This is a genomic window from Nonomuraea sp. NPDC049649, assembly GCF_040675175.1.
Lineage (GTDB): Bacteria > Actinomycetota > Actinomycetes > Streptosporangiales > Streptosporangiaceae > Nonomuraea.
The window spans coordinates 280,341-299,118 of record NZ_JBFAOH010000002.1 but is presented as its reverse complement, the minus strand read 5'-3'; the positions used below and the strand labels follow the sequence as shown (position 1 = coordinate 299,118).

Annotated in this window: 19 protein-coding genes; 15 read left to right on the top strand and 4 right to left on the bottom strand. The window is 72.4% G+C overall.

Going from position 1 to position 18,778, the window contains the following annotated elements; translation table 11 throughout:
- Nucleotides 1-7 precede the first annotated feature (7 nt).
- The 7 genes from prcA (at nucleotide 8) to AB0J42_RS04620 (ending at nucleotide 5,426) form a co-directional block, all read left to right on the top strand.
- Nucleotides 8-853, top strand: coding sequence for a proteasome subunit alpha (gene prcA / locus AB0J42_RS04650; RefSeq protein ID WP_364288868.1), 846 nt, complete (start codon nucleotides 8-10; stop codon nucleotides 851-853).
- An 80-nt stretch (nucleotides 854-933) separates the two neighbouring features.
- Nucleotides 934-1,458 carry a hypothetical protein gene (locus tag AB0J42_RS04645; protein WP_364288866.1) on the top strand — a complete coding sequence of 175 codons (525 nt, stop codon included), beginning with the start codon at nucleotides 934-936 and terminating at the stop codon, nucleotides 1,456-1,458.
- Between the two features lie 62 nt (nucleotides 1,459-1,520).
- Entirely contained in the window at nucleotides 1,521-2,879 is a 1,359-nt protein-coding gene (gene pafA, locus AB0J42_RS04640; protein WP_364288864.1) for a Pup--protein ligase, read from the top strand.
- Nucleotides 2,880-2,974: 95 nt separating this feature from the next.
- Complete coding sequence (locus AB0J42_RS04635) at nucleotides 2,975-3,898, top strand: FKBP-type peptidyl-prolyl cis-trans isomerase (protein WP_364288862.1); 924 nt, start codon at nucleotides 2,975-2,977, stop codon at nucleotides 3,896-3,898.
- 120 nt (nucleotides 3,899-4,018) lie between these two features.
- A complete protein-coding gene (locus AB0J42_RS04630; protein WP_364288860.1) occupies nucleotides 4,019-4,249 on the top strand; it encodes a hypothetical protein in 231 nt (76 codons plus the stop codon).
- Between the two features lie 19 nt (nucleotides 4,250-4,268).
- Nucleotides 4,269-4,913, top strand: a complete 645-nt coding sequence (locus tag AB0J42_RS04625; protein WP_364288858.1) for a helix-turn-helix domain-containing protein — start codon at nucleotides 4,269-4,271, stop codon at nucleotides 4,911-4,913.
- A 33-nt stretch (nucleotides 4,914-4,946) separates the two neighbouring features.
- On the top strand, nucleotides 4,947-5,426 hold the full coding sequence (locus AB0J42_RS04620; RefSeq protein ID WP_364288856.1) for a DUF3291 domain-containing protein: 480 nt from the start codon (nucleotides 4,947-4,949) through the stop codon (nucleotides 5,424-5,426).
- On the opposite strand, the gene AB0J42_RS04615 is transcribed toward AB0J42_RS04620, so the two are convergent.
- Entirely contained in the window at nucleotides 5,372-6,460 is a 1,089-nt protein-coding gene (locus tag AB0J42_RS04615) for a DUF3866 family protein (RefSeq protein ID WP_364288854.1), read from the bottom strand. The two genes, AB0J42_RS04620 and AB0J42_RS04615, sit on opposite strands and share 55 nt — an antisense overlap.
- Nucleotides 6,461-6,497: 37 nt before the next feature.
- On the opposite strand from AB0J42_RS04615, the gene AB0J42_RS04610 reads away from it, so the two are divergent.
- The 7 genes from AB0J42_RS04610 (at nucleotide 6,498) to AB0J42_RS04580 (ending at nucleotide 13,602) form a co-directional block, all read left to right on the top strand.
- Complete coding sequence (locus tag AB0J42_RS04610; RefSeq protein ID WP_364288852.1) at nucleotides 6,498-7,460, top strand: WYL domain-containing protein; 963 nt, start codon at nucleotides 6,498-6,500, stop codon at nucleotides 7,458-7,460.
- On the top strand, nucleotides 7,457-8,422 hold the full coding sequence (locus tag AB0J42_RS04605) for a WYL domain-containing protein (protein WP_364288850.1): 966 nt from the start codon (nucleotides 7,457-7,459) through the stop codon (nucleotides 8,420-8,422). Before AB0J42_RS04610 ends, AB0J42_RS04605 begins: the two co-directional genes overlap by 4 nt.
- The gene (locus AB0J42_RS04600) at nucleotides 8,419-8,574 is read left to right on the top strand and encodes a hypothetical protein (protein ID WP_364288848.1); all 156 of its coding nucleotides are present in this window, start codon (nucleotides 8,419-8,421) and stop codon (nucleotides 8,572-8,574) included. The genes AB0J42_RS04605 and AB0J42_RS04600 overlap by 4 nt, the downstream gene beginning before the upstream one ends.
- Before the next feature lie 69 nt (nucleotides 8,575-8,643).
- Entirely contained in the window at nucleotides 8,644-8,964 is a 321-nt protein-coding gene (gene tatA, locus AB0J42_RS04595; protein ID WP_364288846.1) for a Sec-independent protein translocase subunit TatA, read from the top strand.
- A gap of 39 nt (nucleotides 8,965-9,003) precedes the next feature.
- Entirely contained in the window at nucleotides 9,004-9,882 is an 879-nt protein-coding gene (gene tatC / locus AB0J42_RS04590) for a twin-arginine translocase subunit TatC (protein WP_364288844.1), read from the top strand.
- Nucleotides 9,883-9,899: 17 nt separating this feature from the next.
- On the top strand, nucleotides 9,900-10,787 hold the full coding sequence (locus AB0J42_RS04585) for a YegS/Rv2252/BmrU family lipid kinase (RefSeq protein ID WP_364288841.1): 888 nt from the start codon (nucleotides 9,900-9,902) through the stop codon (nucleotides 10,785-10,787).
- A gap of 79 nt (nucleotides 10,788-10,866) precedes the next feature.
- A complete protein-coding gene (locus AB0J42_RS04580; RefSeq protein WP_364288839.1) occupies nucleotides 10,867-13,602 on the top strand; it encodes a DEAD/DEAH box helicase in 2,736 nt (911 codons plus the stop codon).
- 7 nt (nucleotides 13,603-13,609) lie between these two features.
- Here AB0J42_RS04580 and AB0J42_RS04575 read toward each other — a convergent pair whose 3' ends face one another.
- From AB0J42_RS04575 to AB0J42_RS04565, 3 genes are read right to left on the bottom strand one after another with little or no spacing between them, the layout of a single operon-like run.
- Entirely contained in the window at nucleotides 13,610-15,052 is a 1,443-nt protein-coding gene (locus AB0J42_RS04575; RefSeq protein WP_364288837.1) for an RNB domain-containing ribonuclease, read from the bottom strand.
- 29 nt (nucleotides 15,053-15,081) lie between these two features.
- Nucleotides 15,082-15,975, bottom strand: a complete 894-nt coding sequence (locus tag AB0J42_RS04570; RefSeq protein ID WP_364289121.1) for a 5'-3' exonuclease — start codon at nucleotides 15,973-15,975, stop codon at nucleotides 15,082-15,084.
- On the bottom strand, nucleotides 15,975-17,147 hold the full coding sequence (locus AB0J42_RS04565) for a SpoIIE family protein phosphatase (protein WP_364288835.1): 1,173 nt from the start codon (nucleotides 17,145-17,147) through the stop codon (nucleotides 15,975-15,977). The genes AB0J42_RS04570 and AB0J42_RS04565 overlap by 1 nt, the downstream gene beginning before the upstream one ends.
- Nucleotides 17,148-17,278: 131 nt before the next feature.
- On the opposite strand from AB0J42_RS04565, the gene AB0J42_RS04560 reads away from it, so the two are divergent.
- Nucleotides 17,279-18,388, top strand: coding sequence for a Xaa-Pro peptidase family protein (locus tag AB0J42_RS04560; RefSeq protein ID WP_364288833.1), 1,110 nt, complete (start codon nucleotides 17,279-17,281; stop codon nucleotides 18,386-18,388).
- Nucleotides 18,389-18,778: the final 390 nt, after the last annotated feature.

Sequence of the window (18,778 nt, the reverse complement as noted above, 5' to 3'; positions counted from 1 at the left end):
CGTGTCCATGCCTTTCGGATATGCGTCCCCAGAGCAGATCATGCGGGACAAGGCGGACTACGCGCGCAAGGGCATCGCGCGGGGCCGCTCCGTGGTCGTGCTGCAGTACGTCGACGGGATCCTGTTCGTGGCGCCCAACCCGTCGCGGGCGCTCCACAAGATCAGCGAGATCTACGACCGCATCGGGTTCGCCGCCGTCGGCCGCTACAACGAGTTCGAGGAGCTGCGGCTCGGCGGCATCCGCTACGCCGACATCAACGGCTACGCCTACGACCGCTCCGACGTGACCGGCCGCGGCCTGGCCAACCTGTACGCGTCCAACCTCGGCCGCATCTTCACCGAGTCGATCAAGTCGCTGGAGGTGGAGGTCGTGGTCGCCGAGGTGGGCGACGAGCCCGAGGGCGACGCGATCTACCGGCTGACCTTCGACGGCTCGGTCTTCGACGAGCACGGCTTCGCCGCGATGGGCGGCCAGGCCGACGCGGTGCTGGGCCGGCTGAAGGAGCGCTACCGCGAGTCGATGTCGCTGTCGGAAGCGCTGCAGGTGGCGCTGGCGGCGCTGACCGAGCAGGGCGGGGAGCGGCCGCCGGTGGAGCAGCTGGAGGTCGCGGTGCTCGACCGCAACCGCGAGCACCGCAAGTTCAAGCGCCTGACCCGCGCCAAGCTCGAGCAGCTGCTGGCCTCGGCGCCGGAGCCGCCCGCGGAGGGTTCGGAGAAGGGCCCGGACAAGGACACGGACAAGGACACCGGCAAGGACACCGGCAAGGGCTCGGACACGGACAAGGGCTCGGGCGAGAAGCCGCCGCCCACCGGTCCCGAGGGCCCGGTCGACGACGGCTCGTCCCCGCTGTAGCCTCCCGCGCGACCCCGGTGTGATCCCTCTCACACCGGGGTCGTGCGAACCCCGGGCCGTCAAGGATCATCGAAAGATCCGTGAATACGACGATCCGCAGCCTCATCGCCGGCGGTGCCGCCGCGGCCACGCTCCTGACGTCCGCGGTGGCCGCCGAGGCTGCCGCGGCCCCGCGTCACAAGGCACCCAAGATCTTCGGCACCTCCTTCCAGGCCGACCCGGAGCACGACTTCACCAGATCGCCCCACCCGCGCCGCGACGGCATCCTGCGCGGCTGGATCACCTACGTGCACGCGGGCGGCGTGGCCGAGTACGAGCCGATCAAGTGGAAGAAGGGCAAGTACACCGAGGGCCGCTTCGTCGGCCCGCCCGAGGGCGACGTGCGCGTCTACGCCTCGCCCATCGCCCGGAACGTGGTCTTCCTGTCCGCTCTGGGCTGCGGGCAGAAGATGACCCGCGCCACCGTCGACCGCCGGACCGGCCTGGGAAGCAAACGCTGCCCGCGCGCCGACCTGATCAAGAGGGCCCGGGGCGGTGAGCGACCGGCGCTCATCACCGTCCGCAAGGGCAGGATCGTGCGGGTCCAGGAGATCTTCACGCCCTGACCGTGGAAAACACCGGGCGGGGATCTCTCCCGATTCTTGCCCGGGGGACATAGTGTGAGGTGATGGATCGTCGCATCTTCGGGCTGGAGAACGAGTACGGCGTGACCTGCACGTTCCGGGGGCAGCGCAGGCTGTCGCCGGACGAGGTCGCGCGCTACTTGTTCCGGCGGGTCGTGTCCTGGGGCCGATCGAGCAACGTCTTCCTCCGCAACGGCGCACGCCTCTACCTCGACGTAGGCAGCCATCCTGAATACGCAACCCCCGAGTGTGACAACGTCATCGAGCTGGTCACCCACGACAAGGCGGGTGAGCGGATCCTGGAGGGCCTTCTGGTCGACGCCGAGAAGCGGCTGCGCGAGGAAGGCATCGCCGGGGACATCTATCTGTTCAAGAACAACACCGACTCGGCCGGCAACTCCTACGGATGCCACGAGAACTACCTGGTGGGCAGGCACGGCGAGTTCGGCCGGCTGGCCGACGTGCTGATCCCGTTCCTGGTGACGCGGCAGATCATCTGCGGGGCGGGCAAGGTGCTGCAGACCCCGCGCGGCGCGGTCTACTGCGTCTCGCAGCGGGCCGAGCACATCTGGGAGGGCGTCTCGTCCGCCACCACCCGGTCCCGGCCGATCATCAACACCCGTGACGAGCCGCACGCCGACGCCGAGCGCTTCCGCCGCCTGCACGTCATCGTCGGCGACTCCAACATGAGCGAGACCACGATGCTGCTCAAGGTCGGCGCGACCGACCTGGTGCTGCGCATGATCGAGGCGGGCACGGTGATGCGCGACCTGACCCTGGAGAACCCGATCAGGGCCATCCGGGAGGTGTCGCACGACATGACCGGGCGGCGGCGGGTCCGGCTGGCCAACGGGCGCGAGGCGTCCAGCCTGGAGATCCAGCAGGAGTACCTGTCGAAGGCGCAGGACTTCGTCGACCGGCGCGGCGGCGACACCATCGCCCACCGGGTGCTGGAGCTGTGGGAGCGGACGCTGCGCGCCGTCGAGACCGGCGACCTCGACCTGGTGGCCCGGGAGATCGACTGGGTGACCAAGTACCAGCTGATCGAGCGCTACCGCAAGAAGTACGACCTGCCGCTGTCGTCGCCCCGGGTGGCGCAGCTCGACCTGGCCTACCACGACGTCCACCGCAAGCGCGGCCTCTACTACCTGCTGCAGAAGCGCGGCTCGGTGGAGCGGGTGGCGTCCGACCTGAAGATCTTCGAGGCGAAGTCGGTGCCGCCGCAGACGACCCGGGCCCGGCTGCGCGGCGAGTTCATCCGCAAGGCGCAGGAGAAGCGGCGCGACTTCACCGTCGACTGGGTGCACCTCAAGCTGAACGACCAGGCGCAGCGGACCGTGCTCTGCAAGGACCCGTTCCGCAGCGTCGACGAGAGGGTGGACAAGCTGATCGCCGGAATGTGAGCGGGACGGCACGTTGACTGCGTGGGTTTACCTCGGGCGTACTCCGCGTCGGGTAGGGTGACGCGAATCTGACCGTACGTTCCCGAGGAAAATCCATGCGCCGCGCTCTGGCCGCTGTTGCCGCCGTGCCTCTGCTCTTCTTCGCCGCCGCCTGCGGCTCCGAGTCGCCTCCGGCAGGAGACGGTGCCGCGGGGGTGGAGGTCACCGGCCAGGTGGGCGCCAAGCCCACGGTGACCTTCCCCTCCGGCGACCCCGCCACCACGTCCTCGTACAAGATCCTGGAGCCGGGCACCGGCCCGGAGGTGAAGCAGGGCGACCAGCTCATCGTCAACCTGTCCGTCTGGAACTGGGACGGCAAGGACAACGCCCTCCAGGGTTCCACCTACGACAACAACACGCCGGAGACGCTGCCGGTCAACGATCAGCTGCCCAAGATGCTGCGCGAGGGCTTCACCCAGATGAAGCACGGCGGGCGGCTGCTGGCGGTCATGGCCAACGACCTCGTCACCCCGCCGGCGGGCCAGACCCCGCCCGCGGAGCCGACCAAGGTCTTCGTGATGGACGTGGTCGGCACGCCGCCGAAGCCGCTGGCGGCCGCCACCGGCGAGGAGACCGGCGAGACCCTCAAGGGCGTCAAGGTGGAGAGCCCGGGCGGCGACAAGGCGCCCACGCTGACCACCAAGACCAAGGAGAAGCCGTCCAAGGAGCTCGTCGTCAAGACGCTCATCAAGGGTGAGGGCGAGCCGGTCAAGGCGGGCAACACGCTGACCGTCCACTACACCGGCAAGATCTGGGGCACCGACAAGGAGTTCGACTCCAGCTGGGGCAGGGGCGAACCGGCCTCGTTCCCGCTGGCGCAGGTCATCCAGGGCTGGCAGAAGGGCCTGGAGGGCGTGCCGGTGGGCAGCCGCGTGGTCATGAGCATCCCGCCGGACCTCGGCTACGGCGCCCAGGATCAGCAGGGCATCCCGGCCAACAGCACGCTGGTCTTCGTGGTCGACGTCCTGTCGGCCTACTGACGACCTTCCGTACGGGCGTGCCTCCCAGCTTCAGGGGGGCACGCCCGTCCTGTGTATAGGGGCACCTCGCCGGCACCGCCGAGGTAGCGCGCGCCTGATGTGCCGCCGTTCTGTACGAAGGTGCGCCGCTGTGCGTGGGGCGGCGACCTGGGAGGGACCTGGGTGCACGCGGCCGCCCCGTCGAAGCGGAAGGCGCGTACGGTCGCCGCGCGGGTGGTCGGCAACGCCAAGGCGGCGCGCAGGCGGTACGGCGCGTCGGCGGGCATCACCGTCCATGTCGTCAAGAGGGGAGCCGGTGCCGCGTCACCGAGCTCCAGCCGGGCCGCTCCCGCACGCTCAAGAAGGTTCTGAGCCGTCCTAGACTCCGGCTGTGACTGAAGACGACCTCGATGCCCTGGCTCTGCTGCAGGACCCCGTACGGCGCAGTCTCTACGAGGTGGTGGCCGGGCGCGGGGGTGAGGTGGGCAGGCAGGAGGCGGCGGAGGCCGCCGGAGTCTCCCGGACCCTCGCCGGGCACCATCTGGACAAGCTGGTCGAGGCCGGCCTGCTGGAGAGCGGGTTCCGCCGCCCGGAGCGCGGCGGCCCCGGCAGCGGCCGGCCCGCGAAGGTCTACCGCAGGGCGCCGGGGGAGCGGTCGGTGAGCGTGCCGCCGCGCGACTACGTGACGCTCGCCGCCGTGCTGGCCGGTGTGGTGGACGAGGTGGGCGCCGAGGAGCGCGCCGAGCGGGCGGCCCGCGCGGAGGGGGAGCGGCTGGGCAGGCAGGGCCGCGGCCGGACCGTGGAAGAGGTGCTGCGCGAGCGCGGCTACGAGCCGTACGGCGAGGCGGGCGGCCTGCGGATGCGCAACTGCCCGTTCCACGTCCTGTCGGGCGAGCATCCGCTGCTCGTCTGCTCCATGAATCTGGCGCTCTGCCAGGGCCTGCTCGACGGGCTGGGCGACGATCCGGGCCGGGCGCGGCTGGATCCCCGGCCGGGGGAGTGCTGTGTCGCCCTCTCTAAAACAAATGAGCATTGACATAGAAGTGCGCGCAATGCTTCCCTGGGTGTCATGCATCTCGCGGAGCTCAACGCCGCGCACCTGCGCGCGCCCATCGACTCGGCCGAGCTCGCCGAGTTCGTCGCCCTGCTAGAACCGATCAACGCGCTCGCCGACCGCTCTCCCGGCTTCGTGTGGCGGATGAAGGAGAGTGAGGACGACCCCACGGCCACCATCAGGCACGACTACGGCGACCACCTGCTGATCAACTTCTCGGTCTGGGAGGACCGGGACTCCCTGTGGGACTTCGTCTACCGCAGCCGCCACCTGGAACTGCTGCGCCGCCGCCGGGAGTGGTTCCACCGCGTGATGGAGCCGTACGCGGTCATGTGGTGGGTCCCCGAGGGCACCCTGCCCTCCCTCGCCGAGGGCATGGCACGGCTCGAACGCCTCAAGGCCGAGGGCCCCGGCCCCGAGGCGTTCACGTTCAAGGACTTCTACGACAGCAGCGAGGCCGCCAGCCTGCCCGCCGCCGCCGAGGCCAGGAAGTAGGCCAGGTCCTCCTCCAGCCCCCGGCCCATCGTCGACAGCCGCACCGGCGAGGCCCGCAGCGCCTCGTGCAGGCCGTCCACCCCGACCGGCACCAGCTCGTGCCGGACGGCCAGCGACTCGGCCTGGTCCCGCACCCGCTCGCCGAACTCTCCCGGCAGCATCGGCACCGGCACCCGGGCGCGGGCCAGCGCCACCCGGCCGTAGGCGGTCAGCGAATGATGAGAGACCCCGTAATGGCGCTCCCGCCGGTCGCCCTCGCTCACCCGCAGCGCCGCGACCGGCCGCCCCAGCAGCACCGACGCGGCGTTGACCGCCTCGCCCGCCGACACCCCGGAGAACCCCCACCGGGTGCCGGAACCCAGGTTGCCCGGCCCCTGCGCGACGATCGCCACGTCGGCCCCCAGCACGTGGCGGGCGGCCAGCAGGCCCGTGTGGGTGGTGACCGCCTCCACGTCGCCGCCGAACGCCTGGCCCACCGTCACCGTCCCGGCCAGCCAGCCCCGCTCCCGCAGCGCCGCCGCCGACATCGAGAACCACGCGGGCAGCGCCCCGCCGTCGAGCATCACGTACGCGACCCGTACCTCATGCCCCGCGTCGGCGTACAGCCCGCACAGGATCGGCGCCAGCGCCGAGTGCAGGTCGGCCACCACCACCGGCATCCCGTCGACCGAGTCGGCCTCGCGCAGCGTCTCGTGGTGCGGGGAGTCCTGCTCGTCCGCGCCCAGCACCGTGGCCTGCAGCGGTGTGTAGCGGGCCTTCACCAGGTGCCCGGGCCCTTGGGGATCTTCCGGCAAACGGTTCGGCACCGCCACCACCATGGCGTAACCTCCCGTACCGAGACCCATCGCGAGTGCCGTCGTGTTGAGCAACACCTCGTCGCCGGGCTCGGGGCGGCCCACCAGTGACGGGTAGGCCAGCGCCCGGCACGGCCCGCCGGGCGGGCCGTCCTCCCCGGGGACGGCGACATCCAGTTCCATCGCTCCCGGCCACTCGCGCCGGATCCGTACGACCTCGCCCTTGCGCCATCTGATCACGGGGGCAGGGTAGCGTCGTTGAAGGAGGAGTGAGCAGATGTCGCGCCGTAAGACCGAGCGGTTGCTGAATCTGGTGATCTGCCTGCTCGCCACCCGGCGCCCGCTGCCGGCCGAGCAGATCAGGCAGGCCGTGCCCGGCTACGACCGCGACAGCGACGAGGCGTTCCAGCGCATGTTCGAGCGCGACAAGAACGAGCTGCGCGAGATCGGCATCCCCATCGACGTGGTGCGCGACCCGTGGGAGGACGAGCCGGGCTACCGCATCGAGCGCGAGTCGTACGAGCTTCCGGAGATCACGCTGGAGCCCGACGAGGCCGCGGTGCTGGGCCTGGCCGCCCAGGTGTGGCAGCGGGCCAGCTTGGCCGAGGCGGCCTCGGGGGCGCTGCTGAAGCTGCGCGCGGGCGGCGTCGACACCGCCGACGCGCTCGGCGGCGCCATCGGGGGAGGGGCGCTGGAGCTGCGCGTCGACACCCGCGACCCGGCCTTCCCCGCGCTGTGGCAGGCGGTCCGCGACCGCAGGGCGGTCAGGTTCGACTACCGCGCGGCCGGTAGCGAGAACGTGCACACCCGCACCGTCGAGCCGTGGGGCGTGGTCAGCCGCCGGGGCCGGTGGTACCTGGCGGGCTACGACCGGGGCCGCGAGGCGCCGCGCGTCTTCCGGCTCAGCCGCATCACCGGCCCGGTCACCACGGTCGGCAAGGCGGGCGCCGTGCAGGTGCCGGAGGGCGTCGACCTGCGCGCGATGGTGGTCTTCCCGGACGAGCCGGCCCAGGAGAGGGTCGCGGTGGTGCGCGTGCGCCGCGGCGCCTGCGAGGGGCTGCGCCAGCTCGCCACCGCCGTCCGCCCGGGCGGCGACGGCTGGGACGAGGCCGAGCTGCCCTTCACCGACCCCGAACGGCTGGCCGGATGGATGGCCAGCCTCGGCTCCGACGTCGAGGTGGCCTCGCCGCCCGACGCGCGCGAGGCCGTCATCCGCCGACTGAAGGGGGCGCTGGCGTGAGCGGATCCGCCGACCGGCTGCCGAGGCTGCTGGCCCTGGTGCCTTACCTGATGTCCCACCCGGGCGCCCAGGTGGGCGAGGTGGCCGAGGTGTTCGGGCTGACCGAGAAGCAGCTCATCGACGACCTGCAGCTGGTGTGGATGTGCGGGCTGCCCGGCCACACCCCGGGCGACCTCATCGACGTGTCCTGGGACGGCGGCGAGATCCTCATCGACAACGCCGACACCATCGCCCGGCCGCTCCGGCTCGGCATCGACGAGGCCAGCGCGCTGCTGGTGGCGCTGCGCATGCTCGCCGCGACCCCCGAGCTGGCCCCGCACGACGGCGACGCGCTGCCGCGCGTGGTCGCCAAGCTGGAACGGGCCGCCGGAGAGGGCGCCGCCGCCGTCAGCAGCCAGGTCGCCGTCGACGTCGACGCCGCCCCCGACGCGCTGCCCCGGGTGCGCGAGGCGCTGACCAGGAAGCGGCGGCTGTCGCTGCGCTACTATGTGCCGGGCCGCGACGAGGTCACCCCGCGCCAGGTCGACCCGATGCGGATCGTCGTCGCCGACGGCCGCACCTACCTGGAGTGCTGGTGCTACCGCGCCGAGGCGATGCGGCTGTTCAGGCTCGACCGGATGCTCGGCGTCGAGGTGCTCGACGAGCCCGCCGACCCGCCGGCCGAGGCCGAGCCGATCGACCTCGCCCAGGGCGTGTTCCGGCCGTCGCCCACCGACGAGCTGGTGGAGCTGGAGGTCACCGCCGCCGGGCGGTGGGTCGCCGAGTACTACCCGTGCGAGCAGGTCACCGAGCTGGGCGAGGGACGGCTGCGGATCACGCTGCGCGCCCGCGACGACGACTGGATCCTGAAGCTGGCGCTGCGGCTCGGCGACACCGGCCGGGTCGTCTCGCCGCCCCGGCTGGCCGGGCGGGTGCGCGAGGAGGCCGAGCGGGCGCTGGAGCTGTACGCTCAGCGGGCATGACGTGGATCCTGGTGTCGATCGGGCTGGGCGCGGCCGGAGTGTCCGTCCTGGCCTTCGCCGCCGCCCGGGTGAACGCCGCCGCGGCCGAGCTGAACAGGGCAATTGCTAACGTTCGCCATCATTTCAATCCCAAAGAGGATGCGAAGGGATGAGGCAACGGTCCAGGCAGCGTACGATCGTGAGGTAAGACCGCACCTCGCTCTCATCATGAAGGGGGTCACATGAGCCTGGGAGCTCCCGAGATCGTTCTCATTCTGGTGGCCTTGGTTCTGCTCTTCGGGGCCAAGAAGCTGCCCGATCTCGCCCGTGGCGTCGGCCGGTCCCTGCGCATCTTCAAGGCGGAGACCAGCGGGCTGACCGACGACAACGACAAGCCGACCGTGGTGCAGGCCCAGCCCGAGCCCCAGCCCCAGCAGCAGGCGTCCCCGCCGCAGCTCCAGGCCACCCCCGCGCCGGAGCTCTCGGTCGAGGAGCAGGCCCGCCAGCTGGAGGAGCAGGCCGCGCGGCTGCGCGCCTCGGCTCAGGCCGAGAAGCGCTCCTGACCTCGTTCCCCTCGTCCACCTCGTCGCGAGGACTCATCGATGGCGCTGCTGAAACGGTCGGGCCCCAAGGCGTCGCGTGACCCCGAGGGCCGGATGCCGCTCATGGACCACCTCCGTGAGCTGCGCAACCGGCTTTTGATCATCATCGCCGCCGTGGTGGTGGGGGTGATCGTCGGCTGGACTGTGTCGGGGCCGGTGTGGGAGCTGCTCAAGGACCCTTACTGCTCCACGGCCCAGTCACAGCAGCTGACCGGCGAGTGCAGCCTCACCTACAACGGCATCTTCTCGTCCTTCTTCATGACGCTGAAGATCTCGGTCATGGTGGGCCTGGTGGTGTCGTCGCCGGTCTGGCTCTACCAGCTCTGGGCGTTCGTCACCCCTGCCCTCTACCGCACCGAGAAGCGCTACACGCTGGGGTTCCTGACGCTGGCGATCCCGCTGTTCGTGGCGGGCGCGGCGCTGTCCTACTTCATCATGGACGTCGCCCTGGGGTTCCTGCTCGGCTTCAGCCTCGACGGCACGGTCGCCACCATCGGGATCGACCAGTACCTCGACTACGTCCTGATCATGCTGCTGATCTTCGGGGTGTCGTTCGAGCTGCCGCTGCTGCTGGTCTTCCTCAACCTCGTCGGCGTCCTTCAGCACGCGACGGTGGCCAAGCACCGGCGGCTGGTCATCTTCCTGATGTTCGTCTTCGGCGCGGTCGTCACCCCCGGCGGTGACCCGATCACCATGATGGCGCTGGCCACGCCGATGATCCTGCTGTTCCTGGGCGCCGAGCTCTTCATGTACCTGCGGGAGAAGCGCCGCCCGGCGGGCGAGTTCGACCACCTGTCCGACGACGAGGCCTCGCCGCTGGACCTCGACCCCGAGCCCGACGGCAAGAAACTCGAAGAGGATTCCGGTTCCGCGCGGTAGACGATAGGTTCCGGGGCGTGGCCCCCCATCTCGCCCTGCTCGTCAACCCCGCCGCCCGCGGCGGCCGGACGCTGCGCCTCCTGGAGCCCGTGGCCCGGCGGCTGCGGGCCGGCGGCGCCGAGCTGTCCGTGATCGTCGGCACCGACGCCGCCGACGCGCTCGCCCGCGCCTGCCTCGCGGTCGCCGAACGGCCCGACGCGCTCGTCGCCTTCGGCGGCGACGGCCTGGTCCACCTCGCGGTGCAGGCCGTCGCCGGCACCGACGTCCCGCTCGGCATCATCCCCGCGGGCACCGGCAACGACATCGCGGCCGCGCTCGGCCTGCCGCGCAAGGACCCGATCGCCGCCGCCCGGACCGTCCTGCGGATGCGGCCGCGCCCAGTGGACGCCGCCCTCATCAGTACGGACGAGGGCGAGGAGCTCTTCGCCGGGGTGGTGTGCTGCGGCTTCGACTCCCGGGTCAACGAACGCGCCAACCGGCTCACCTGGCCGCCCGGCATGGCCCGCTACCTGGTGGCGACCGCGCAGGAGCTGCGCGCGTTCGAGCCCATCCCGTTCCGGGTCACGCTCGACGACGGCGAGCCGTACGAGCAGGAAGCCATGCTGGTGGCCGTCGGCAACACCTCCTCCTACGGTGCCGGGATGCGGGTCTGCCCGGACGCGCGGCCCGACGACGGGCTGCTCGACGTCATGCTGGTGGAGGCGCTGGGCAAGGCCGAGTTCCTGCGCGTCTTCCCCCGCGTCTACCGGGGCACCCATGTGACGCACCCGGCCGTGACCGTGCGCCGGGCCAGGAAGGTGCGGCTGGAGGCGCCCGGCGTGGTGGCCTACGCCGACGGCGAGCGCATCGGGCCCGGCCCGGTCACCTGCGAGGTGCGGCCCGGGGCGCTGACCGTGCTCGGCTGAACCGTACTTTGTAAAGGCGGCGGCCGGGAACGATCACCAACGGACCGACCGGAACGGCGGTTTCGGTAGGCTGGCGACTATGACGACCCCAGCGGAACGCTACGCGGCCTTCCTTCAGAAACACTCGGGGGATGGGGCCGCTCTCCGGTCGTTCCGGGGCCATTACGAGTTCGAGCTCGACGAGTTCCAGATCGACGCCTGCCGGGCGCTTGAGGCGGGCGACGGCGTGCTGGTGGCGGCGCCCACCGGGTCGGGCAAGACGGTCGTCGGCGAGTTCGCCGTCCACCTGGCCCTGGAGCAGGGCCGCAAGTGCTTCTACACCACCCCCATCAAGGCGCTGTCCAACCAGAAGTACAACGACCTGGTCAAGCGGTACGGCACCGCCAAGGTCGGTCTGCTGACCGGCGACAACAGCATCAACGGCGAGGCGCCGATCGTCGTCATGACGACCGAGGTGCTGCGCAACATGCTCTACGCCGGCTCGGCCACGCTGGCCGGGCTCGGCTTCGCCGTCATGGACGAGGTCCACTACCTCGCCGACCGCTTCCGCGGCGCAGTCTGGGAGGAGGTCATCATCCACCTGCCGGAGTCGGTCCGGCTGGTGGCGCTGTCGGCCACGGTCAGCAACGCCGAGGAGTTCGGCGAGTGGCTCGGCGAGGTGCGCGGCGACACCACGGTCATCGTCGACGAGCACCGCCCGGTGCCGCTCTGGCAGCACATGATGGTCGGCCACCGCATCTACGACATGTTCCTGCACGAGGACGGCGTGCCGCGCATCAACCCGACGCTGATGCGGGTCACCCGCGACGCCGAGCGGCTGCTGGCCGGCCGGCGCGGGCGCGGCTACGGACGGCCCACCCGCTCCAGGCCGCCCGACCGGGCCCAGGTGATCGAGCGGCTCGACGCCGAGGGGCTGCTGCCCGCGATCACGTTCATCTTCTCCCGCGCGGGCTGCGACGCCGCCGTGCAGCAGTGCCTGTACGCGGGCATCCGGCTCACGGACGAGCGGGAGCGCCACGAGATCCGCCAGCTGGTCGACGAGCGCACCGCCCACCTGCCCGACGAGGACCTGGCCGTGCTGGGCTACCTGGAGTGGCGCGACTGCCTGGAACGGGGCCTGGCCGCCCACCACGCGGGCATGCTGCCGGCCTTCAAGGAGGTCGTGGAGGAGCTGTTCACCCGCGGCCTGGTCAAGGCGGTCTTCGCGACCGAGACGCTGGCCCTGGGCATCAACATGCCCGCCCGCAGCGTCGTCATCGAGAAGCTCGACAAGTGGAACGGCGAGACCCACGCCGACCTCACCCCCGGCGAGTACACCCAGCTCACCGGGCGGGCCGGGCGGCGCGGCATCGACGTCGAGGGCCACGCGGTGGTGCTGTGGCAGCCCGGCATGGACCCGCTGTCGGTGGCCGGCCTGGCCGGCACCCGCACCTACCCGCTGCGCTCCAGCTTCCAGCCCTCCTACAACATGGCGGTCAACCTGGTCTCCCAGTTCGGGCGCGAACGGGCCAGGGCGCTGCTGGAGGAGTCGTTCGCGCAGTTCCAGGCAGACCGGGCGGTCGTCGGGCTGGCCAAGCAGCTGCGCAAGCAGGAGGAGGCCCTGGAGGGCTACCAGGAGGCGATGACCTGCCACCTGGGCGACTTCGGCGAGTACGCCGCGCTGCGCAGGCGGCTGTCCGACCGGGAGGCGGAGCTGTCCCGCCAGCGCGGCGCGGCCCGGCGCGCGGCCGCGGTGCGCTCGCTGGAGGCGCTGGAGCCCGGCGACGTCATCCGGGTGCCGGGCGGGCGGCGGGCCGGGCTGGCGATCGTGCTCGACCCCGGCCGCAACCCGCGCGGCAGGTCGATGGCGGCCGGGCCGACCCCGCTGGTGCTGACCATCGGCAAGCAGGTCAAGAAGCTCGACCCGGCCGACTTCCCGGTGCCGGTCGAGCCGCTGGAGAAGGTCCGCATCCCGAAGAACTTCAACAGCCGCTCGCCCAAGGAACGGGCCAACCTGGTCTCCACGCTTCTCGCCAAGATCGGCGACCGCGACCTGGGCAAGCCGCCCCGGGTCCGTGACCACGCCGTGGAGGACGAGGAGATCACCGACCTGCGCCGGCGCATCCGGCAGCACCCCTGCCACGGCTGCGACGAGCGGGAGGACCACGCCCGCTGGGCCGAGCGCTACCACAAGCTGCTCCGCGAGACGCAGGGGCTGCGCCGCCGGGTGGAGGGCCGCTCGCACGTCATCTCCCGCACCTTCGACCGCATCTGCACGGTGCTGGAGCAGCTGGGCTACCTCGACGGCGAGCACGTCACCGACGAGGGCCGCCGCCTGGGCCGCATCTACACCGAGCTCGACCTGCTGACCGCCGAGTGCCTGCGCAGCGGCCTGTGGGAGGAGCTCGACCCGGCCGAGCTGGCGGCGTGCGTGTCGGCGCTGGTGTTCGAGTCGCGCCAGTCCGACGACGCCCGCAGGCCGAAGATCCCCGCCGGGCGCGCCCAGGACGCGCTGTCGGCCATGGTCCGGCTCTGGGGCGAGCTGGAGGCCATCGAGTCCGACCATGGCCTGTCCACCATCCGCGAGCCCGACCTGGGGTTCGCCTGGGCGGCGTTCCGGTGGACCAAGGGCCACAGTCTCGACGCGGTGCTGATGGACGGGGTCAACGGCAGCGAGCTGGCCGCCGGCGACTTCGTCCGCTGGATCAAGCAGCTGATGGACCTGCTCGGCCAGCTCGGCGACGCGGCTCCGCCCGGCAGCGCGATCAGGCGGACCGCGACGAAGGCGGTCGATTCGATGCGGCGCGGCGTGGTGGCCTACTCGACCCTGGTGTGACGGCCGGTCAGGCGAGGGCGAAGCGGACCTCGCGGGTCGCCGGTTCGGCTCTGATCAGTCGTACGGTCACGCGCTCGCCCAGCGGCAGGTCGCCGTCGCAGCGCGCGAGCACGGCCGGGCCGGCCAGCTGCACCAGCCCGCCCGCTCCCGCACCACGGTCGATCACGGTGGCGGCGAACTCCTGCCCGATCCGGTCGCGCAGCAGGTAGGCCTCGACGAGGCGGGAGCAGGCCCGTCCGGCCGCCCGCGCCCGCCGCTCCGCGACCGCCATCAGCTCCGGCAGCCCGGCCAGCGCCCGCCGCACCTCCGCCGGCACCGGCTCGCCCGCGGCGATGGCCAGGCACGCCTCGGCGGTGTACCGGTCCGCCAGCCGGCGCAGCGGCGCGGTCACGTGCGCGTACGGGGCGGCGACCGCGGCGTGCTCGGCCAGCTTCGGCGGCGCCCCGTCGAAGGCCGCGTATCCGCCGCCGCGCAGCAGCACCCGCGCCTGGTGCAGGAATGCCGCGTGCTTGCGGGGGTCGAGTCCGCGGACCGCCGTCCCGTAGGAGGCGCCCTCGGGCCAGGGCACGTCCAGGGCGAGGGCGGCGCGGCGCACCCGGTCGAGGTCGGCCGGGCGGGGCGCGGGCAGCACCCGCAGGAGGCCGGTCTCCGCCTCCAGCATCATCCGCGCCGCCGCCATCCCGGCCAGCAGCGACAGCTGGGAGATCCACGCCTCGGCGGGCAGCGGCGCCCGGTATTCCAGCCGGTAGCCGCCGTCGCCCGGCGCCGGCGGCGTGCCGCCGTCGGCCGGGACCAGGAACCGCTCCGGCGCCGGCAGCGTCGCCCCGCCGCGGGCGCGCTCCCGCTCCAGCCGCAGGGCGCCGACCTCGGCCAGCAGGCCGACCGTGCCGTCGGCGGTGCCCGTCTCGACCGCCGCCTGCACGTACTCGCAGTCGAGCCGCTCGCGGCTGCGCACCCGCGCCCGCAGCACGTCCGCGCCGACCGTGCGGCCGTCGCCGTCGAGGTCGATCCGCCACACCACGGCGGGCCGCTCCGCGCCCGGCAGCAGGCTGGCCGCGTCCTGCGACAGCACCGGCGGGTGCAGCGGCACGTCGCCGCCGGGCAGGCGGACCGTGACGCCCCTGGCCCGCGCCTCGGTGTCGATCACACCGTCCGGGCGGACGAACGCGCCCACGTCCGAGACCGCGCACCAGACCCGGTAGCCGCCGCGCAGCCGCTCCAGGTGGAAGGCCCGGTCCAGGACCGGCGAGCCGGGCGGGCCCACGGTGACGAACGGCAGCGCGGTGAGGTCCTCGCCGCCCGGCCTCGGCACCCGCGCCACCCAGCCGGCCTCCTCGGTCACCCTGGCCGGGAAGCCGTCCGGCAGCTCCAGCTCGCGGCGGATCCGGCCGAACCCGTCCTGGAGGCGGGCGGGCACGTGGGCCGGGACCCGGATGAAGGTCGTGGACACGGGAGCCAACCTATCGGGGCGGCCGCGGGCTACCGCTTCAGCGCGTCCAGGAGCCTGTTGAGCGGGCTGTCGAGCCCGTACCGGTCGGCCAGCGCCACCAGCGCCTCCGGATCGCGCGGCGCGGCCGGCAGTGTCAGGTCGATCTCGGGCAGCGGGGCGTCGTGCGCGACCTTGACCACGACCGGCGCCGCCTCCAGGTAGCCGCGGGCGGCGGCCAGCTTGGTGCGGGCGCCCGCCGGGAACCCCTCGGCGCCGCCCGCGTCGAGCGCCTCCAGCATCGCCGCCACCGAGCCGAACCGGGTGACCAGCGCCGCCGCGGTCTTCTCGCCCACGCCCGGCACCCCCGGCAGGCCGTCGCTCGGGTCGCCGCGCAGCGTCGCGAAGTCGGCGTAGCCGCGGCCCGGGATGCCGTACTTGGCGCTCACCCACGCCTCGTCCACCAGCTCCAGGTTGCGCACCCCGCGCGCGGTGTAGAGGACCCGCACCGGGCGGGCGTCGTCGACGAGCTGGAACAGGTCGCGGTCGCCGGTCACGATGTCGACCGCGCCCGGCGCCCGGTACGTGAGCGTGCCGATGACGTCGTCGGCCTCGTAACCGGGCGCCTCCAGCCGGGCGATGCCCACCGCGTCCAGCACCTGCTCGATCACCGCGATCTGCGGCACCAGCGTCTCCGGCACCTCCTCCTCGTCGCCCTGGGCCACCCGGTGCGCCTTGTACGAGGGCAGCGCCGCCACCCGGAAGGCGGGCCGCCAGTCGGCGTCCATGGTGGCCGCGAGCTGGGCGGGGGAGTGGCCGCGCACCAGCGAGGCGATCATGTCGATCAGCCCCCGCACCGCGTTCACCGGCATCCCGTCGGGCGCGGTGATCTTCTCCGGGATGCCGTAGAAGGCGCGGAAGTAGAGCGAGGGAGTGTCCAGAAGCATCAGCACGTGCCCAGTATGCCCACCGCGAGCAGGCACGCGTCGTCCTCCGGGTTCGGGCCGCCGATGTCCTCCAGCAGCCGGTCCAGCCCTTCGTCCAGGTCGCGGCCCGGCAGCTTGCACGCCGCCGTCATCACCAGGTCCAGGCCCTCGTCGAGGTCGCGGGTGCGCCGCTCCACCAGCCCGTCGGTGAACATCAGCACCAGGTCGCCGGGCCGCAGCCGGGTCGCGGCCAGCTGGTAGGGCACGTCATCCGTGGCGCCCAGCAGGATGCCGCGCGGCGGGATGAGCCTGCTGGCCACCCCGTCGCGGACCAGCACCGGCGCCAGATTGCCGGCCTGTCCCCAGACGAACACCCGGGCGGACGCGTCCAGATGGCCGATGATCGCGGTCGCGGTGGTGTCGGCCAGATGGTGCAGCACCAGGTCGTTCAGCCAGGCCAGCAGCCGGTTCGGCGGCTCGCCCGTCATCGTCAGCCCGACCAGGGCGTGGCGGAGCTGAGCCATGTGCGCGATCGCGGGCAGGCCGTGACCGGAGACGTCGCCGATGGCCAGCAGCGCCCGCCCGTCCCGCAGCTCCGCCGCCTCGAACCAGTCGCCGCCCAGGCTCGCCGTCTTCTCCGCCGGCACGTACCGGACCGCGATCCTGGTGTGCGGCAGGTCCAGGCAGCCGACCGGCTCCGGCAGGATCGCCTCCCGCAGCGCCAGCATCACGTGACGTTCCTCGGCGGCCTGCACGCGGGCCTCCAGCAACTGGCGGCGCGACTCCGACATGATGCGCTCCGCGCGGCGGCGGCCCGTGATGTCCTGGATCACCCCGTGCACCCCGGTCGGCCCGCCGGTCGCCATCAGCGGCTCCAGCACCATGCGCAGGTTGCGCACGTCGCCGTCGGCCCGGCGGATGCGGAACTCGGCCTGCACCGGCTCCTCGCCCTGCGTCACCGTCCACAGCAGCTCGTCCAGCGCCGCCAGGTCGGCGGGCTCGACGTAGCAGGCCAGGTCGGCCAGCGGCAGCGGGCCGGCCTCCACGTCCCTGCCGAAGATCGCGTACACCTGCTCGGACCAGACGATGCCGCCGGTGCGCAGGTTCCACTCCGCCCAGCCCATGTTGCCCAGGCGCTGGGCGTGCGCCAGACGGGCGGCGAGCAGCTCGGAGTCGCCTTCGAGCATGCTCATTTAGAACCTCCGGCCGGCACGGCAACAGGACAATTGGCATCACAGTACGTGACGTGCAGGGTGCCGAATGTGCCGGGGATTGGGGCGTGGTGAGAGCTTTTCATGGATTTTAGGCGAGTACATTAAGCCCTGTGACGTCCTCTGATCTGTATCCCGTGTCCCGTCTGGCCGCTGTCCGCGAGGCGACCGCCAAGGCCGGCATCGACGCCCTGCTGCTGACTCCCGGCCCCGACCTGCGCTACGTCAGCGGCTACGACGCCAAGCCGCTGGAGCGGCTGACGTGCCTGGTGGTGCCCGCCTCCGGCGACCCGTTCATGATGGTGCCGCGGCTGGAGATGCCGGCCGCGGAGGCCTCGCCCGCCTCCCGGCTCGGGCTGGAGTTCGTCGCGTGGGACGAGACGGACGACCCGTACCGGATCGCCGCCGACCGGCTCGGCCCGGTCGCCAAGGTCGGCCTGGCCGACCGCATGTGGGCGATGGCGTCGCTGCGCTTCCGCGACGTGATGCCCCGCACCGAGCAGGTGCTCGCCGGAAACGTGCTGCGCCACCTGCGGATGCGCAAGTCGCCCGCCGAGGTGGCGGCGCTGCGCGAGGCCGGCCAGGCGATCGACGAGGTGCACCGGCAGGTGCCCGGCTTCCTGAGGCCCGGCCGCACCGAGCGCGAGGTGGCGCGCGACATCGCCGAGGCCATCCTCGCCACCGGCCACGCCACCGTCGACTTCACCATCGTCGCCTCCGGGCCCAACGGCGCCAGCCCGCACCACGACGTCTCCGACCGGGTCATCCAGCCCGGCGAGCCGGTCGTGGTCGACATCGGCGGCCAGATGCCCAGCGGCTACTGCTCCGACTCCACCCGCATGTACTGCGTCGGCGAGCCCCCGGCCGACTTCGCCGCCTACTACGAGGTGCTGCGGCGTGCCCAGGACGCCGCCTGCGAAGCCGTCCGCCCCGGCGTCTCGTGCGAGTCGATCGACGCCGCCGCCCGCGACATCATCGCCGAGGCCGGCTACGGCGACTACTTCATCCACCGCACCGGCCACGGCATCGGCGTCGAAGGCCACGAGGACCCGTACATCGTCTCCGGCAACGGAGAGCCGCTGGAGCCCGGCTTCGCCTTCTCCGTCGAGCCCGGCATCTACCTGCCCGGGTCCCACGGCGCGCGCATCGAGGACATCGTCGTGTGCACCGAGTCGGGCGCCGACCGGCTCAACGTCACCACCCGGGACCTGGTCATCGTCTGACGGCGTTCCGCCGCGAAGCGGGCCGCCATAGGACCGTTCCACGTGGACGTGAGGCGGCCCGCGATCACTTTCCTCTGAAATTCTCGAATCCGTTGCGGCCGGGGGTGTATCAAATCCGCCCTCGCCGCCTCTGGGAATGGCGAGGGAGGAGGAAGCGATGTCGGAGCCGGACCTCGGCCTGTCACGAGCCGAGCCGCGCCCGGTGGCGTCCGGGCGGGTACGGCGGGTGCCGATCTCGGTCACCCGCCGCGACGCCGGCCGTCCGCCGCCGACCGGCGACGACGCCTTCCCGATCTCCCTCGAAGGGCTGTCGGTCGCGGGACTGGCCAGGCTGCCCGCACGGGCGCCTGAGGGCGCGACCAGGCCTGGGAAACGGCCGCGGGGGGACGT

Coding starts and splice junctions, on each gene's coding strand:
- AB0J42_RS04635 (WP_364288862.1), top strand. CDS start 2,975: ATGCGCCGCGCTCTGGCCGCTGTTGCCGCCGTGCCTCTGCTCTTCTTC.
- AB0J42_RS04580 (WP_364288839.1), top strand. CDS start 10,867: ATGACGACCCCAGCGGAACGCTACGCGGCCTTCCTTCAGAAACACTCG.
- prcA (WP_364288868.1), top strand. CDS start 8: ATGCCTTTCGGATATGCGTCCCCAGAGCAGATCATGCGGGACAAGGCG.
- AB0J42_RS04565 (WP_364288835.1), bottom strand. CDS start 17,147: ATGAGCATGCTCGAAGGCGACTCCGAGCTGCTCGCCGCCCGTCTGGCG.
- AB0J42_RS04570 (WP_364289121.1), bottom strand. CDS start 15,975: ATGCTTCTGGACACTCCCTCGCTCTACTTCCGCGCCTTCTACGGCATC.
- AB0J42_RS04620 (WP_364288856.1), top strand. CDS start 4,947: ATGCATCTCGCGGAGCTCAACGCCGCGCACCTGCGCGCGCCCATCGAC.
- tatC (WP_364288844.1), top strand. CDS start 9,004: ATGGCGCTGCTGAAACGGTCGGGCCCCAAGGCGTCGCGTGACCCCGAG.
- pafA (WP_364288864.1), top strand. CDS start 1,521: ATGGATCGTCGCATCTTCGGGCTGGAGAACGAGTACGGCGTGACCTGC.
- AB0J42_RS04610 (WP_364288852.1), top strand. CDS start 6,498: ATGTCGCGCCGTAAGACCGAGCGGTTGCTGAATCTGGTGATCTGCCTG.
- tatA (WP_364288846.1), top strand. CDS start 8,644: ATGAGCCTGGGAGCTCCCGAGATCGTTCTCATTCTGGTGGCCTTGGTT.
- AB0J42_RS04600 (WP_364288848.1), top strand. CDS start 8,419: ATGACGTGGATCCTGGTGTCGATCGGGCTGGGCGCGGCCGGAGTGTCC.